The 13,065-nt window shown below is 73.2% G+C and carries 13 protein-coding genes; 6 read left to right on the plus strand and 7 right to left on the minus strand.

The window, feature by feature from the left end:
- Positions 1–151: 151 nt before the first annotated feature.
- Both POF43_RS13180 and POF43_RS13185 read right to left on the minus strand, forming a co-directional pair.
- Positions 152–1,429 (minus strand): MerR family transcriptional regulator, encoded by a 1,278-nt coding sequence (locus tag POF43_RS13180; RefSeq protein WP_282704564.1) that lies wholly within the window; start codon positions 1,427–1,429, stop codon positions 152–154.
- A 372-nt stretch (positions 1,430–1,801) separates the two neighbouring features.
- Complete coding sequence (locus POF43_RS13185; RefSeq protein ID WP_271324272.1) at positions 1,802–2,602, minus strand: putative protein N(5)-glutamine methyltransferase; 801 nt, start codon at positions 2,600–2,602, stop codon at positions 1,802–1,804.
- A 580-nt stretch (positions 2,603–3,182) separates the two neighbouring features.
- Here POF43_RS13185 and POF43_RS13190 point away from each other — a divergent pair.
- The 3 genes from POF43_RS13190 (at position 3,183) to POF43_RS13200 (ending at position 4,976) form a co-directional block, all read left to right on the plus strand.
- Entirely contained in the window at positions 3,183–3,797 is a 615-nt protein-coding gene (locus tag POF43_RS13190) for a helix-turn-helix domain-containing protein (protein ID WP_271324271.1), read from the plus strand.
- A gap of 104 nt (positions 3,798–3,901) precedes the next feature.
- Positions 3,902–4,441: a hypothetical protein gene (locus POF43_RS13195; protein WP_271315938.1), complete on the plus strand. Its 540-nt coding sequence runs from the start codon at positions 3,902–3,904 to the stop codon at positions 4,439–4,441.
- A gap of 190 nt (positions 4,442–4,631) precedes the next feature.
- Complete coding sequence (locus tag POF43_RS13200; RefSeq protein WP_271315943.1) at positions 4,632–4,976, plus strand: DUF2516 family protein; 345 nt, start codon at positions 4,632–4,634, stop codon at positions 4,974–4,976.
- 97 nt (positions 4,977–5,073) lie between these two features.
- On the opposite strand, the gene POF43_RS13205 is transcribed toward POF43_RS13200, so the two are convergent.
- The gene (locus POF43_RS13205; protein WP_271315937.1) at positions 5,074–6,444 is read right to left on the minus strand and encodes a PP2C family protein-serine/threonine phosphatase; all 1,371 of its coding nucleotides are present in this window, start codon (positions 6,442–6,444) and stop codon (positions 5,074–5,076) included.
- Between the two features lie 301 nt (positions 6,445–6,745).
- Complete coding sequence (locus POF43_RS13210; protein WP_271324270.1) at positions 6,746–7,537, minus strand: class I SAM-dependent methyltransferase; 792 nt, start codon at positions 7,535–7,537, stop codon at positions 6,746–6,748.
- 377 nt (positions 7,538–7,914) lie between these two features.
- Here POF43_RS13210 and mshA point away from each other — a divergent pair, with 377 nt between their 5' ends.
- The 3 genes from mshA (at position 7,915) to POF43_RS13225 (ending at position 10,859) form a co-directional block, all read left to right on the plus strand.
- Positions 7,915–9,207: a D-inositol-3-phosphate glycosyltransferase gene (gene mshA / locus POF43_RS13215; RefSeq protein WP_308217739.1), complete on the plus strand. Its 1,293-nt coding sequence runs from the start codon at positions 7,915–7,917 to the stop codon at positions 9,205–9,207.
- Between the two features lie 255 nt (positions 9,208–9,462).
- Positions 9,463–9,969 carry a type III secretion system chaperone family protein gene (locus POF43_RS13220; protein WP_271317794.1) on the plus strand — a complete coding sequence of 169 codons (507 nt, stop codon included), beginning with the start codon at positions 9,463–9,465 and terminating at the stop codon, positions 9,967–9,969.
- A 131-nt stretch (positions 9,970–10,100) separates the two neighbouring features.
- Positions 10,101–10,859: a phosphoglyceromutase gene (locus POF43_RS13225; protein ID WP_271317795.1), complete on the plus strand. Its 759-nt coding sequence runs from the start codon at positions 10,101–10,103 to the stop codon at positions 10,857–10,859.
- 175 nt (positions 10,860–11,034) lie between these two features.
- Here the strand turns inward: POF43_RS13225 and POF43_RS13230 are convergent, their stop codons facing one another.
- The 3 genes from POF43_RS13230 to phoU all read right to left on the minus strand — a co-directional run bounded on the left by POF43_RS13230 (position 11,035) and on the right by phoU (position 13,030).
- Positions 11,035–11,343 (minus strand): MiAMP1 family antimicrobial peptide, encoded by a 309-nt coding sequence (locus POF43_RS13230; protein ID WP_271316223.1) that lies wholly within the window; start codon positions 11,341–11,343, stop codon positions 11,035–11,037.
- Positions 11,344–11,746: 403 nt separating this feature from the next.
- A complete protein-coding gene (locus POF43_RS13235; protein ID WP_271316224.1) occupies positions 11,747–11,914 on the minus strand; it encodes a hypothetical protein in 168 nt (55 codons plus the stop codon).
- A gap of 393 nt (positions 11,915–12,307) precedes the next feature.
- Positions 12,308–13,030, minus strand: a complete 723-nt coding sequence (gene phoU, locus POF43_RS13240) for a phosphate signaling complex protein PhoU (RefSeq protein ID WP_282698605.1) — start codon at positions 13,028–13,030, stop codon at positions 12,308–12,310.
- Between the last annotated feature and the right edge of the window lie 35 nt (positions 13,031–13,065).

Here is a 13,065-nt window from a genome sequence, read left to right on the forward strand (position 1 = left end):
CTCTTCAGATCGGATGATGAACGGCCTCGGGTCGCATAATGGACGGCCTCGGGTCGGATAATGGATCGCCTGGGATCGGATGATGAACGGCTTTTCGGCTCGGTCGGCGTCCGCTTCGTCCCGGTCACTCCGCCCGGCGGCGGTGCATCCGTCAGCCGGTACGCCCCGCGCCCGGTCCGGCCGAATTCCGTTCCACGACGACGTCGGCCACCGCACAGGCGATGTTGTCCGGCGCGCCGAAGGTGTGGGCGAGGCGCACGAGTTCGCGTACCGCGTGCCGTGGTCCGGCGGCTGCGGCAAGGACCCGCTGGATGTCCTCCTCCGCCGCGACGGCCGAGAGTCCGTCGGTACACACCAGGTACCGGTCACCGGGCCGCACGTGTCGCAGCCGGGTATCGGCGGACGACGGCAGCGGCCCGTCGTCCGCCAACGCCCTCAGCAGCAAAGCCCGTTGCGGATGCGCGGCGGCCTCCTCCGGGGTGAGGCGGCCGTCCTCGACCATGAACCCCACCAGCGTGTGGTCCTCGGTGAGGCGCGAAAGCCGTCCGCCGCGCAGGAGGTACGCCCGGCCGTCGCCGACGTGCAGCAGCGCCAGCCGCGACCCAGTCCAGCACAGCGCGGTCAGGGTGCTTCCCGACTCCCCGGCCCGTTCGCCTCCGGCATGTTCACTTCCGGCCGGGTCCTCTCCGGCCCGTTCCTCCTCCGCCCCCTCGCCTCCGGCCCGTTCCTCCCCGGCGCCTGCGAACCGTCCCTCTCCGGCCCGTTCGCCCGCGGACCCGGCCCGTTCGCCCCCGGAACCCTCCTCCCCGCCCGCCGCGCGGCCGGCCGCCCTGACGGCCGTGACCACGGCGGCCCGTGCCCCCTCGACGGCGTCACGCAGCGCGCCCGGAACGGCCTGCGGTGCCAGCCCGGCCAGGTCGACCCGGCCCATCACCTCCACGGCGGCCTTTCCGGCCGCCTCTCCGTACGGCCCGAACCCGTCCGCCACCGCCAGTACCGCGCGGCCCGCGTATACCGCGTCCTGGTGGGTCTCGCGCGACCTTCCCCGGTCGCTCAGTCCCGCGTACCGCAGTCCCATCGGCGGCCGGGAACGTTCGGGCTCCGCCTGGAGGTGGTCGGTCAGGAACGCCGCCATCCCGCGCCGCGCCGCGTGATCGCTCTCCGCCCGTGCCCAGAACTCCTTCACCGCGCGGGCCCCTTCGTTGCCTTCCAGCGCGCATACGTCACGAATACGCGCCAACGGCATCCCCAGCCGCCGCAACCACGCCACCAGCCGCGCCTGCTCCAGCTGCCCGTCCTCGTAGAACCGGTACCCGTTGGCGGGATCCACGTACGCCGGCCGCAGCAGTCCGAGATCGTCGTACAGGCGCAACGCCTTCGGCGACAGCCCGCTCGCCCGTGCGAACTCCCCGATCGTCACTCTTCCCACGCCACCTCCCGGCCGCCCCCGCCCACGGATGCTCGTGCTTCACCCCGGGTGAGAGTCAACGGGGACCGGCGACGGTTGCGAAAACGGCTGCGACGTGACGTACGCCGCGACGCCGTGCCCTGATCCCGTCGTACGCGGCCGGGGGCGGGACGCTCTGCGGACGGCACCGGCTCGGCCTCGCCCGTCGACAAGCGGTACGTAACGCGCCCGCGCCGCCCGCCCCTCCCACCAGCCCCGGACTTCTCCGCCCGCACAGGCCCGCGCCCGCTCAGGTCTCCGCCCGCACAGGCCCGCGGCCGGGCGGAACGCGGCTGGTCGCGGCTGCCGTCGGGGGCCCCGAACCATGGCGCCCCCGACGGTCAGGAGCGTCGCTCAGGCGGTCGGACGGGTGCCGTGGACCACGGTGGCGCCCAGTTCGTCGCAGGCGGTGAGGCGGGCGCTGAGGCCGTCGTGGGTGAAGGCGTCGACGGCGTGCGGGGCCTGGCGTTCGCTCGTCTCGACGAACAGGTGTCCGCCGGGGGCCAGCCAGTCCCGCGCGGCGGCGGTCACCCGGCGCATGACGGCGAGCCCGTCGGCGCCGCCGTCCAGCGCCACGAGGGGTTCGTGGTCGCGGGCCTCCGGCGGGAGCAGGGCGATCGCCCCGGTCGGCACGTACGGCACGTTGGCCAGCAGGACGTCGATCCGCCCGCGCAGCGACTGCGGCAACGCGTCGTACAGGTCACCCTGGTGGACGACGCCGCCGACGCCGGCCACGTTGCGACGCGCGCAGCGCACCGCGGCCGGGTCGATGTCGCAGGCGTGCAGGGTGGCGCCGTCCAGCCGGGCCGCCAGGGCGGCGCCGATCGCGCCGGAGCCGCAGCACAGGTCGACCACGACGGGCCGCGTGATGTCCCGGGCCAGTGCGGCGGCACGGCCGACGAGGAACTCGGTGCGGCGGCGCGGCACGAACACGCCGGGATCCACCGCGTAGCGCGCTCCGTCGAACTCGGCCCAGCCCAGGACGTGTTCGAGGGGTTCGCCCTGTTCGCGCCGTACGACCATGGCGGCCAGCGCGGCCTGGTCGGGCGCGGTGGACAGCAGCAGTTCGGCCTCGTCCTCGGCGAAGACGCACCCGGCGCCCCGGAGCCTGCCGACGATGAGGGAGAACGAAAGAACGGACGGCGTAGCCGACATGAGAGCCTTCCCGGAAAACGTGAGGCGCTCCCGCGGTCGTGCGTCCGCCGTGTACCGGCGGGACGACCCCTACACCCGGCCGCCTCCATGGCCGCCGGACGTGAGCACCCAGCTTGCACCTGCGCTGATGGGTCCCACCTCCTCGGCTCCGCGGGCCGGTCGCAGGCCCGTGCGTTGACCACCCTACCGGCACGTTCACCGGCGGAGATGCCACGTGAACGACGGGTCACGCACGGCCTCCGACCGTTCGCCTCTCATGACGTGCCGCCGCCCGCTATACGTGACGTCCACGGGACGTGAGCCGCCGTATGACGTGACCTCGGGCACGCGTCAGCGCCCCGGTCTTCGTGACGTGTACCGCCGTTTTTCCCGGCCCGACGTGAGCCGTGCGCGCCGCCGGACGCCGGGCCGCGGATCCGCCGGGCGGCACCCGGATCTCGTCGTGTGGCCGCGGGGGCAGCGGATCGTGCGGTGTGCGTATCCCCGATCGCGCTGGTCAGATGCGTCTCGGCGCCGTTCGAGTGACACACTTGCAAGCAGTGTGCTTGCAAAAGTTAGCAGTGCGTGGCACGGTCGAGGCATGGGAACGCTCAACGTCGGAAACCTCGGCGAGTACTTGCGGGAGCAGCGGCGCAACGCGCAGTTGTCGTTGCGTCAGCTCGCGGACGCGGCCGGGGTGTCGAACCCGTATCTCAGCCAGATCGAGCGGGGGCTGCGCAAGCCGAGTGCCGACATCCTTCAGCAGTTGGCGAAGGCGCTGCGCATCTCCGCCGAGACGCTGTACGTGCAGGCGGGAATCCTCGACGAGCGGGACCGGGACGGGATCGAGGTACGGACCGCGATCCTGACCGACGCCGCGATCAACGAGAAGCAGAAGCAGGTGCTGCTGCAGATCTACGAGTCGTTCCGCCGCGAGAACGCCGCCGCGGCCGACGCCGTACCGGTGCCGGCGAGGCCCCCGGCGCCGCCGAGGCGGACGGCGGCGCGTCCGGCCGGGCAGGGCCCCGGGGCCGGGCGGGCCGGGCAGAAGAAGGCGGCGGCCAAGAAGGCGGCCGCGAAGGTGGCCGACGCGGTCGCGGAGACCGTCGTGGCGCGTTCCCGCGCGCTGAAGGCCATCCCGGCGAGAGAAAAGCAGCACAATCAGGATGAACGCGTCATAAAGCGTCGCGAAGGCGACGATGTCGTGGGCGCCTGACCGGCTTGACGCCCCTCACGCCCCGCATCATCACGTACACCGCTCGACCCCGTTCGTCCCCGTACGGGATCCATAACGCCAGCACGCCTTATCGGAGGACCCTCATGGCGATCACCGACAACGTCCGCAAGGCTCTGACGGACACCACGCCGTTCTACGCGGCGGCCGGCACCGTCGATCTCGCGGCCGAGAAGCTGCGCGAGGTGCAGCCGCTGCTGGAGAAGCTGCGCGACGAAGCCCCGGGCCGGCTGGAGAAGGTCCGCGCCACCGACCCCAAGGTCGTCCAGGACCGTGTCACCCGGCAGGCCAAGGACGTCCAGGCCCGGCTGACCGAGGTCTTCGGCGGGGTCGAGCTGGACCTGCGCAAGTTGCGTGACGACGCCCAGGAGTTCGCGATGCAGCAGGTCGGCCGCGCCGCCGAGTACGCCGTCCTGGCCGGCGAGACCTACAACGGCCTGGTCGACCGCGGCCGCGGCGCGGTCCGCACCTGGCGCGGCGACGCCGCCGACGGCGTGCAGGACCTGGCCGTCACCATCGAGCCGGAGCCCGTCGTCGAGCCGGCCCCGACCGTCGCCGCCAAGCCGGCCGCGCGCAACGGCGCCGCCAAGCCGGGCCAGGGCCGCAAGGCCGGTCAGGGCAAGTAGGCTCCAGCCCGTTCGCCGTTCGGTTGACCCAAACGGGCGAAACGGAGAAGTCGTACGGCGGGTCGGGCACTCTCCCGGTGCCCGGCCCGTTGTACGGATGCCCGGCCGGTTGTACGAAGGACCCGACCGGGTAGGGGATGACCGCCGGCGTCTCACGACGCGGCACGACGAGGGTGGAGGGGTGAACGGGTTGCTGGTGCAGAACTTCTACAGCGTCCTCGGTTGGGTGCAGCTCGCCCTGGCCGCGTTCGCCGTCTTCGCGTTCGTGGACGCCGCGGTGCGCCGACCGGACGCGTACCGGGCGGCCGACAAGAAGACCAAGCCGTTCTGGATGATCATCCTGGGCGTGGCGGCCGTCGTGGCCTACTTCATACCGCTGCTCAGCTTCCTGCCGATCATCGGTGTGATCGCCACCATCGTCTACATGGTCGACGTCCGCCCGGCGCTGCGCGAGATCACCGGCGGCGCGGTCCGGCGGCGCGGTACCGGCAGCAGCAGCGACGGCCCGTACGGGCCCTACAACGGCGGCCGCTGAGCCGTCGGACCGTTGGCACGGTGGACGGCGGCCCGGGCGGTCCGGCGGGTGCTGAGCCGCCGGTGACCGCTCGAGCGGCCGGCGCGGGCCGGCCGGGTCAGTGCGCGGTCGGGGTGGCGCGGTGTTCGAGGAGGATGACGGCGACGTCGTCGGTGAGTTCGCCGCCGTTGAGGCGCCGGGCGTCGGCGAGCGTGGCGTCCAGCAGGTCCTCGCCGCCGAGGCCCTCACGCAGGTGCCGTTCGACGATCGCGGTCATGCCTTCGGTGCCCAGCCGGGCGTTGCCCTCACCGGTGCGGCCCTCGATGAGACCGTCGGTGTAGAGCAGCAGGCTCCACGCCTCGCCGGGCTCGCCCAGCCGGACCGGCACCGGCGTCCAGCGCGCCTCCGGCAGCAGTCCCAGCGCCGGGCCGCCCTGTTCGTACGGCAGCATGTCCACGGTGACGTCGCCGGTACCGGTACCGCGCAGCACCAGCGGCGCGGGGTGGCCGGCCAGCCACAGCACGGCGTGCCGCCCGTCCGGCGCGATGTCCACCGTGCTGAGCGTCGCGAAGATCTCGTCGTCGGGACGCTCGCACTCCAGGACCTGCTGAAGGGTGCGCAGCAGCGGGTCGCCGCTGAGGCCGGCGAAGATCAGCGCCCGCCAGGCGATGCGCAGTTCCACGCCGAGCGCGGCCTCGTCCGGGCCGTGGCCGCACACGTCGCCGATCATGGCGTGCACGGTGCCGTCCGGGGTGCGGATCACGTCGTAGAAGTCGCCGCCCAGCAGCGCGCGGCTGCGGCCGGGCCGGTAGCGCGTGGCGAAGTCGAGGTTCTCGACGCCGTCGAGCAGGGGGGTCGGCAGCAGGCCGCGTTCCAGCCGGGCGTTCTCCTGGGCCAGCAGCCGGGTCTCGGTGAGCTGGAGGTGGGCGAGGTCGGCCCGTTTGCGTTCCACCGCGTACCGCATGGCCCGGTTGAGCAGCGAGGCGTCCAGGGCGTCGCGGAAGAGGTAGTCCTGCGCGCCGACGCGGACCGACTCGGCGGCGAGTTCGGCCGCCTCCTCGCCGTGCGCCAGTGCCAGCACTGCGGTGGCAGGTGCGAGGCGCAGCAGGTCACGCAGCGTGTCGAGAGCCGCGGTCGCCGGGTCGCAGCCGTGCGGCGCCGGCAGGTGCAGGTCGAGCAGGACGCAGGTGACGTCGTCGGTCAGCAGCCGCTGCGCCTCGGTGAGGTTGCGGGCCCGGCGGATGCGGACCCGGTTGCCGGCGGCGTCCAGCAGGTCGGGCGTGCCGAGGGCGCCGGTCGGGTCGTCGCCCACCACGAGCAGGGTGAACGCCGCCGGCACGGTGACGTCCGCCGTGCCCCCGCCGGCCTCCGGCGGCAGGTCGTCGGCCGGGGTCTCGGTGCGCTGATGGGGCAGGGCGACGGCGGACGGGGGAGTCCCGTCGGAGTGCGGGTCGGACTGCCGGTCGGTGGACCGCCCGGTAGCGGACATGCGTCTGTCTTCCTTCCCTCCCCCGAGGGGTGCGGCGGCCGCAGTGGGGGAACCGCCTGCACTGCCAGGTGACGATAGCGGCACCGCATCCCGGTGGGGAGGGTGGCACGGGAAACGTCCACTGGCATATGCGCCGGTAATAGCGGGGTTTCCGGGCGCGGCGGGGCGTTCGGCGCATGACATACATCACGGACGCCGGTGGAGTGCGAAACGGCGTATGAACGGCTTGAAAACTGGCATAACGGCATGAGTGCGTGCGGAAGCCCTACCGCCCTCCCCACGAATCGGTACGCGGCGCGGTTCACCCGCCCGGCGCCAGCGCCTCCCAGCGGACGGTGACCTCGCCGTGCCGCCAGCGCCGCGGACCGTCGGTGAGCGGCCAGCCGGCGTCGGACAGGGCGGCCGCCGCGCGGGTCCAGCGCTGGCGGGCGCCGAGTGCGGCGAAGGGCGCGGCGGTGGCCCAGGCGCGGTCGAAGGCGGTGAGGAAGGCGTGCACCCGCTCACCGGGGACATTGCGGTGGATGAGCGCCTTCGGCAGCCGTTCGGCCAGGTCGGAGGGGCGGTCCAGCGAGCCGAGCCGGGCGGCGAACGTGACCGTCTGCGGCCCGGCCGGGCCCAGCGTCACCCATACGTGCCGCCGGCCGATCTCGTCGCAGGTGCCCTCGACCAGCAGCCCGCCCGGCGCCAGCCGCCCGCACAGCCCGGCCCACACCGCCGCGACCTGGGATTCGTCGTACTGCCGGAGGACGTTCGCCGCGCGGATCAGCAACGGGCGCCGGCCGCCCGGCAGCGGCACCTCGAAGCCGCCGTGCCGGAACGACAGCCCCGGCCGCTCGTACGGGACCGCCGCCGCCACCCGGGCCGGATCGATCTCGACCCCGACCACCTCGGCGTCGGGCCGCACGGTACGCAGCCGCCCCAGCAGTTCCACCGCGGTCCACGGCGCGGCACCGTAGCCGAGGTCGACGGCCACCGGGTCGTCCGCGCCGCGCAGTCGGCCGGCCAGCGTGGCGGCGATCCACCGATCCATACGGCGCAGCCGGTTGGGGTTGGTGGTCCCGCGGGTCGGGGTGCCCACGGGGCGAGATGGCATGGCGCAACGCTAGCGCCGCCCGGCCCGGCGGCGTGTTCCGGCCACCCTCACCCGTTCGGGGGACCATGGGAACATCCTTCGGGGCGAGGCGGTTGCCCCCATCAGAACGCGCGCAAGCGACGGACGGCGGGACGACCGGGACGGCAGGGGCCGGCATCCCACGCCGTACGGCGGGCACGAGGGCAGGGACGGGGCAGAACGGCGGAACGTTACGGCGGCAACGGCGGAACGATTCGGCGGAACGGCACGAGTACGTCACGACGGCGGAACGTTACGGCGGAAGCGACGGCACGCGTACGGCACGACGGCACGGGACCGATGCAACAGCGGGCAGGGCCGGCGGACGAGACGCCGGCCGACGCGGGAGGAGACAGACGGTGATCCGGTACGGGCGGCGTTCGCGGCGGGGCGGGGTGCGGCGGGTGGCGATGCTCAGCGTCCACACGTCCCCGTTGCACCAGCCGGGCACCGGCGACGCGGGCGGGATGAACGTCTACATCGTCGAGCTGGCCAAACGGCTCGCGCGCACCGGCATCGAGGTGGAGGTCTTCACCCGGGCCACCACCGGCGACCTGCCCTGCGAGGTCGAACTCGCCCCCGGCGTGCTGGTGCGGCACGTGGACGCCGGGCCGTACGAGGGCCTGTCCAAGGAGGACCTGCCTGCCCAGCTGTGCGCGTTCACCCACGGGGTCATGCGCGCCGAGGCGTCCCAGCGGCCCGGCCACTACGACCTGGTGCACTCGCACTACTGGCTGTCCGGCCACGTCGGCTGGCTCGCCGCCGACCGGTGGAACGTTCCGCTGGTACACGCCATGCACACCATGGCCAAGGTCAAGAACGCCGCGCTGGCCCGCGGCGACACGCCCGAACCGGCGGCCCGGGTGATCGGCGAGACCCAGATCGTCGGCGCGGCCGACCGCTTGATCGCCAACACCGAGGAAGAGGCCGCGGAGCTGATACGGCACTACGCCGCCGCCCGCGAGAAGGTCGCCGTCGTCCACCCCGGCGTCAACCTCGACCGCTTCCGCCCCACCGACGGGCGGGACGCGGCGCGCGCCCGGCTCGGCCTGCCCCGGGACGCGGTCATACCGCTGTTCGTCGGGCGCATACAGCCGCTGAAGGCGCCGGACATCCTGCTGCGCGCGGTCGCCGTGCTGCTGACCCGCGATCCGTCCCTGCGCGACCGGCTCGTGGTGCCGGTGGTCGGCGGGCCCAGCGGCACCGGGCTGGCCAGGCCGGACCGGCTGCACAAGCTCGCCGCACGGCTGGGCGTCGCCGACGTGGTGCGGTTCCAGCCGCCGGTCGGCCAGGAAGGGCTGGCCGACTGGTACCGGGCGGCCAGTGTGCTCGTCATGCCGTCGTACAGCGAGTCCTTCGGTCTGGTCGCCATGGAGGCGCAGGCCTGCGGCACGCCGGTGGTCGCCGCCGCGGTCGGCGGACTCCCGGTGGCGGTACGCGACGGCGGGACCGGGTTCCTGGTCGACGGACACGACCCGGCCCGCTACGCCGACGTACTGCGCCGCTTCGTCGACCGCCCCGGTCTCACCGACGAGCTGGGCGCCGCCGCGGTCCGCCACGCGCAGTCGTTCGGCTGGGAGGCGTCCGCCCAGGCCACCGCCGAGGTCTACGACGCGGCGGTCCGCCGGCACCGGTTCGCGGCGAGCGCGTAAGGGGGCGGCTGCGCGGGGCTTGTGGGGGCGGGGGTGGCGTACGGGGGCGTGGCTGACGTACACGGCCGGTTCGCGTAGGCGTGGCTGGCGTCCGGAGGCGGCTCGGCGGGGGTGTGGGGTTGACGTCCGGAGGCGTGGCTGACGTGTACGGCGGGTTGCCGGAGGCGTGGTCGGCGTACGGAGGGGTGGTCGGCGTGTGCGTGTCCGGGGCGGTGGCCGTGATCATCCGCGCCGGTGCGGCATACCATCGGCGGCATGGTTGAGGCTGAGCGCGAGGCGTGCCGGACGGTGGAGCAGGCGCTGACGGAGGCGGAGCTGACCTGGGAGCATCCCGAGGGGCATCCGCAGACGTACGTCGTGAGCCTGCCGGGAACCAGGAAGCTGTCGACGACGTGTTCGCTCGCCGTCGGCCGGCACACGTTGTCCGTCAACGCGTTCGTCGTACGGCACCCGGACGAGAACCACGAGGCGTTCTACCGCTGGCTGCTGGAGCGCAACACCCGTATGTACGGGGTGAGTTACGCGATCGACTCGCTCGGGGACGTCTACCTCGCCGGGCGCCTGCCGCTGGCCGCCGTCGCCGCGGACGAGGTGGACCGGCTGCTGGGCGCCGTCGTGGAGAACGCCGACGGAAGCTTCAACACGTTGCTGGAACTGGGGTTCGCCTCCGCGATCCGCCGCGAGTACGACTGGCGTACCTCCCGGGGGGAGTCCACCCGCAACCTCGACGCGTTCGCGCACCTGCTGAGCAAGCCGGAATGAACGCCGCGACGGCCCGTTGAGCCGGTCGGTGGGCCCGGTGGCGCGCTGGCGGTCCGGTGCCGGTCCGGTGCCGAGGACGGCTTCCGGGACGGCCTCCGGGCGCGGCGGGGCCGTCGATTAGGCTCACGTCCATGGCTGCTGCTCCGTACAAGTTGATCCTGCTCCGCCACGGCGAGAGTGAGTGGAACGCGAAGAACCTGTTCACCGGCTGGGTGGACGTCGACCTCAACGGCAAGGGCGAGAAGGAGGCGACGCGCGGCGGTGAGCTGTTGAAGGAGGCCGGGCTGCTGCCCGACGTCCTGCACACCTCCGTCCTCAAGCGCGCCATCCGCACCGCGCAGATCGCGCTGTCCGTCGCGGACCGGCACTGGATTCCGGTGAGCCGCTCCTGGCGGCTGAACGAGCGCCACTACGGCGCGCTCCAGGGCAAGGACAAGGCGCAGACGCTGGCCGAGTTCGGCGAGGAGCAGTTCATGCTGTGGCGCCGCTCGTTCGACACCCCGCCGCCCCCGCTGGAGGACGGCACCGAGTTCTCGCAGAGCGACGACGCCCGCTACGCCACCATCCCCAGCGAGCTGCTCCCGCGCACCGAGTGCCTCAAGGACGTCGTCGAGCGCATGCTGCCGTACTGGTACGACGCCATCGTCCCCGACCTGCTGACCGGCCGCACCGTCATGGTCACCGCGCACGGAAACTCGCTGCGCGCCCTCGTCAAGCACCTGGACGGCGTCTCCGACGCCGACATCGCCGGCCTCAACATCCCCACCGGCATCCCCCTCTCCTACGAACTCGACGCCGACTTCCGCCCCCTCAACCCCGGCGGCACCTACCTCGACCCCTCCGCGGCCGACGCCGCGATCGAGGCGGTCAAGAACCAGGGCAAGAAGTAGCCCACCGCACGCGACCATGCCCCCTGCCCGCGCGGATGGCGTGGGGAGGGGGCATGTTGCTGTGCGGGGCGCCGTGCTGAGGGCGTCGGACCTTGAGGTGTCGCGACGTCACGCCCGCCGGCGCGGTGAGGTGCGCCGGAGAGGACGGGCCACCCCGCCGAGACGGCCGTGCCGGCTAGCAGACGATGAAGATGCTCTGCCAGCCGACCGAGGTGCGCTGCTCGGCGTTCCGGTCGGGCGCGAGGGTGAAGTTGGCGACGCCCTGGGCGTCGCGCTGGTTGTACATGCGTCCGGACTGGCCGTCGCTGTACCACTTGTACGAGCCGTGGTACGGGAGGTTGGAGGTCCCGCAGGCGCTGATGACCGCGCTGCGGCCCGAGAAGCCCTCGCCCTCGTAGACGACGAGCTGTGAAGCTGCGGCACTGCCCGCGGCGGCGACGACCGACATGGCCGCGGCGGCCAGGACCAGGGAAACTCTCTTCACGACGTGGCTCCCGAACGTTGCCCGACAGGGATGCACACACTGTAATCACGCGAATGCTCACAGTGCACGCTCCCACGCGTGCCGCCGCCCGGCGTTCCAGCGGTTACGTGAGCGCTCCGGTCGGCACATCCCTGCCCGGTGAAGCGCTCGCTCGCCCGCCGGCACCAACGCCCGCGCAGACGCCGCGCGTTCGACCGCACCGCCGAGGCCGTCCGCCGACCGACGTCAGCCAGCAGGCCGGAGGGCTCCTCGGCCGGCGCAACGCAGGCCGTCCGACGGGGGTTGGCCTGGTGGTCGGGGCAGGAAGAAAACCCGTCGCGCGACACACGCCTGCCCCCGTTCCGCATGCGTGGCGCGCGGGACGGGGGCAGGTGGTTGCTGCGGACCTACGAGGGCCCGGCCGTCAGCAGCTGCCGCCGCACTGGCAGGCGCCGCCCGACTGGCAGCCGCAGCCGCAGTCCGCACCGCAGCCGCAGGCGCCGAGCAGCGGAAGCGGGGCGCGCGGCGAAAGCGGGGCGTGCTCGGCGGACGGCCGCTCGCGGCGGGCCGGCGTCATGGGGGAGTCCGTCATCGTGTCCTCCTGGACCGGAGCCGTACCGGATGGATCGACGCAGTGCCTCACCAGTGAAACGCCGCCCGGTGCGGCACGGCAAGGGCGCATCGGCGCACTCCCGCATCACCCGCGCCGCCTCGTCGAACCGGCGCGTTCCCCCGTCACCGCCCGCCCCCGAAACGCGCCCCCGCCCACGACACGCGCCCCCACGACACGCCCATCCGTGCCCCGCGTTCGCCCGCGGCAGGCTCGCCGTGGCATGCGTTTACCCGCGACCGCGACCGCGACCGCGACCGCGACTGCGACCGTGACCGCGACCGCGCTCGCCGCGCCCCGGCCCCCGCCATCCGGCTCCCCCCGCCGTCAGGCACCCCGTCAGGCACCCCCGTCAAACACCCCCCGTCAAAGACGTCAGGCGTCCCCGTCCGTCTCCCCGCCCGACCCCCCGATCGTCCCGGCGATCGGTCCCGGCAGGGACGCCGTGCCGCGTTCGTCGGCGTGTTCGCCCGTCACGAGGTAGACGACGCGCTTGGCGACGGAGACCGCGTGGTCCGCGAAGCGTTCGTAGTACCGGCCGCAGAGGGTGACGTCGACCGCGGTCTCGATGCCGTGCTTCCAGCGGTCGTCCAGCAGGCGCTGGAAGAGCGTGCGGTGCAGTTCGTCCATGCGGTCGTCGTCGGCCTCCAGCTGGAGCGCGGCCTCGACGTCCTTGGAGATGATCACCTCGGCCGCCTTCGACATCAGGCGCTGCGCGAGCTGGCCCATCTCCAGCACGGTGCTGTGCAGGTCGGCCGGCACCGCCGACTGCGGGAAGCGCAGCCGGGCGAGCTTGGCGACGTGCCGGGCCAGGTCGCCGGAGCGTTCCAGGTCGGCGCTCATCCGCAGGCCGGTGACCACGATCCGCAGGTCGGTGGCGACCGGCTGCTGGCGGGCCAGCAGGTCGATGGAACGGTTTTCCAGGTCGCGCTGGATCGCGTCCACCCGCTCGTCGGCGGCGATGACGCTCTCGGCGATCTTCAGGTCCGCGTCCAGCAGGGCGGTGGTGGCCCGCCCGATCGCCGAACCGACCAGCCGTGCCATCTCGACCAGGCCGTCCCCGATCGAGTCCAGCTCCTCGTGGTAGGCGTCGCGCATCCTCTTCCCTCTCCCGGCTTTCGTCCCATTGGTGG

The organism is Streptantibioticus silvisoli (genome assembly GCF_027947535.2).
GTDB lineage: Bacteria > Actinomycetota > Actinomycetes > Streptomycetales > Streptomycetaceae > Streptantibioticus_C > Streptantibioticus_C silvisoli.